This window comes from Stenotrophomonas sp. 05L44_2, from assembly GCF_056665995.1.
On record NZ_JBFTNR010000616.1, the window covers coordinates 1 to 2,537 of the forward strand.

3 protein-coding genes and 1 pseudogene are annotated in these 2,537 nt (G+C 64.4%); all 4 read left to right on the forward strand.

What is annotated here, in order from left to right; all coding sequences use genetic code 11:
- Positions 1–236: 236 nt before the first annotated feature.
- Complete coding sequence (gene rimK, locus AC1VAN_RS18235; RefSeq protein WP_025874283.1) at positions 237–1,115, forward strand: 30S ribosomal protein S6--L-glutamate ligase; 879 nt, start codon at positions 237–239, stop codon at positions 1,113–1,115.
- A gap of 255 nt (positions 1,116–1,370) precedes the next feature.
- On the forward strand, positions 1,371–1,847 hold the full coding sequence (locus AC1VAN_RS18240; protein WP_480986381.1) for a hypothetical protein: 477 nt from the start codon (positions 1,371–1,373) through the stop codon (positions 1,845–1,847).
- An 89-nt stretch (positions 1,848–1,936) separates the two neighbouring features.
- Entirely contained in the window at positions 1,937–2,410 is a 474-nt protein-coding gene (locus AC1VAN_RS18245) for a hypothetical protein (protein WP_025874285.1), read from the forward strand.
- An 8-nt stretch (positions 2,411–2,418) separates the two neighbouring features.
- A pseudogene (locus AC1VAN_RS18250) lies at positions 2,419–2,537 on the forward strand (DNA-binding response regulator); the annotation flags it as partial.

Genomic DNA, 2,537 nt, shown 5'->3' on the forward strand with positions numbered 1-2,537 from the left:
CCCTGGGCAGGGCAGGTGGGCCGGAGGCCGCGCAGCGCATCGTGGAGATTTACAAGGATGCCTTCGKCGGGTCGACCGTCCAGATGGCGTGCATCGCCGCTCTGGGCGAGGCCGCACGCGGCTATCCAGCGGCGGAATGAAGGGGAAGCCCGGCACGCGGTGGTGCCGCCAGGCAACATCATCCGGTCGCAACGCTGCCACGCTATGCTTCGCGCCTGCCGACCGATCCCACTGCGATGAAGCTCGCCATCCTGTCCCGCAACACCCGGCTGTACTCCACCCGTCGGCTGGTCGAGGCCGCGCGCGCGCGCGGCCATACCGTGCGCATCCTGGACCCCCTGCGCTGCTACATGCGCATCGCCGCGGACGGCTTTTCCATGCACTACAAGGGSCGGCCGATGACCGGCGTGGATGCGGTCATCCCGCGCATCGGTGCTTCGGTCACCCGCTATGGCACSGCCGTGCTGCGCCAGTTCGAACTGATGGGCGCACGCACGCCCAATCCGTCCGACGCGATCCTGCGCTCGCGCGACAAGCTGCGGGCGCACCAGTTGCTGGCGGCCAAGGGCATCGACATGCCGGTCACCGTCTTTGGTGACAACCCGGATGACACCGTCGACCTGTTGTCCATGCTCGGCCCGCCGCCGCATGTGGTGAAGCTCAATGAAGGCACCCAGGGCCGTGGCGTGATCCTCACCGAGAAGGCCAGCGCCTCGCGCGGCATCGTCGAAGCCCTGCGTGGCCTGTATGCCAACTTCCTGATGCAGGAGTTCATCGGCGAGGCCAAGGGCGCCGACCTGCGTTGCTTCGTGGTCGGCGACCAGGTGGTGGCGTCGATGCAGCGCCAGGCGCCGGAGGGGGATTTCCGCTCGAACCTGCATGCCGGCGGCACGGCGGTGGCGTCCAAGGCCAGCCGGGCCGAACAGCAGGTGGCGGTGCGTTCGGCCAAGGCGCTGGGGCTGGGCGTCTGCGGGGTGGACCTGATCCGCTCCGAGCGCGGCCCGCTGGTGCTGGAGGTGAACTCCACCCCGGGCCTGGAAGGGATCGAGGCCGCCTGCGGGGTGGATGTGGCCGCACGCATCATCGAACATGTCGAGAAGATCAAAAAATCCTGATATTTCAGTGGCTTGAAATTAAATTCAGGCGAGGTTGGCGGGTTTAACGCTGCTTTAATCGCCCCGGGCGTAGCCTTCAACGAACCGCAGCTCTGCCTCTCAGCAGGATCGGTATCGGGATACAACTTCAGGCCCAGGCGGGTGCACCGCCTGGGTCTTTTTTATGCCCTGTGTCCCCCTGCCAAGGGGCCCTTGTGGGCACGTGGGGACACTCGTAGAGTTGGGCCTTCGTTCCGAAGGATCGGGAGGTTGGCGATGTACCGCACCACGATGATCGTGCTGTTGCTGTGCCTGCSTGGCGTTGCACTGGCCAAGCCGGAAAAGGCGGCTGTGCAGATGGACCGCCAGACCCCGGTGGCCGAGCAGGTCCGCCAGGTCGAAAAAGCCCTGCAGCAGGGCGACTACAACGAAATCTCCGCCGAGGACCGCAGTCAGGTCCAGCAGGCATTGGCGCGGATCACCCAGCGGATGGGCGAACGGCAGACCGTCCAGGAGCTGCCACCGCAGGTGCAGAACGACGTCTTCAACGATCAGGAGCGGGTCAACAGCATCCTGACGCGCGCCCACGACGACAGCCGCCAGATCTGCTCGTACCAGCGCACTACGGGCAGCAACATGCCCAAGAGCCGTTGCCTGACCGTGGCCGAACGGCGCCGCATCGAAGAGAAGGGCAAGGCCCTGCTCAACGACCAGCGCACCTACAGCAACTTGAACCCGGACTCCAAGCTTTAAGGCCGCCTGCACCCTGCCGGCCAGCACTTGCTGGCAGAGCGGGCATCCGCATACAGTCGGCGTTCACCTCAGACAGGGATTCGTTTGTCATGAAGCATCCAGTGATATCAGCGGTTCTGGTTTCGGCGTTGGCCCTGGTCGCTGCCTCGGCAGGGGCCAAGAGTGCCGAAGAGGTATTCCTGCCGGGCAAGCCGCTGCTGCAGCAGGTAGAGCGCATCGAGATCGAGCTCAACGATGGCGAAACCTATTCCGAGCTGCGTCAGGAAGAGCGCGGCAAGGTCCGCGAGACCCTGGTTCGCATCCGTGCCGCCGCCGAGCAGTACCCGACCAAGGACGCGATGCCTGAATCGGTACGAACTGAGGTCTTCAACGATCAGCAGGTCGTGAACACCGTTTTGACACAGGCGCGTGAAGATAGTCGTCTAATATGCCGACGTGAGAAGACCATTGGTTCCAACATGTCGTCCACGCAATGCATGACCGTCGCCGAGCGTGCTCGGCAGAAGGACAAGGCACAGCGCGACATGGGCCAGGCCCAGCGCGTCGGTAAATTCGTCAATTAGAGGTGACAGTGAGAATCCTGGTAATCGAAGACAACAGCGACATTGCGGCCAATCTGGGCGACTACCTGGAGGACCGGGGCCACACCGTGGACTTCGCTGCCGACGGAGTGACCGGGTTGCATCTGGC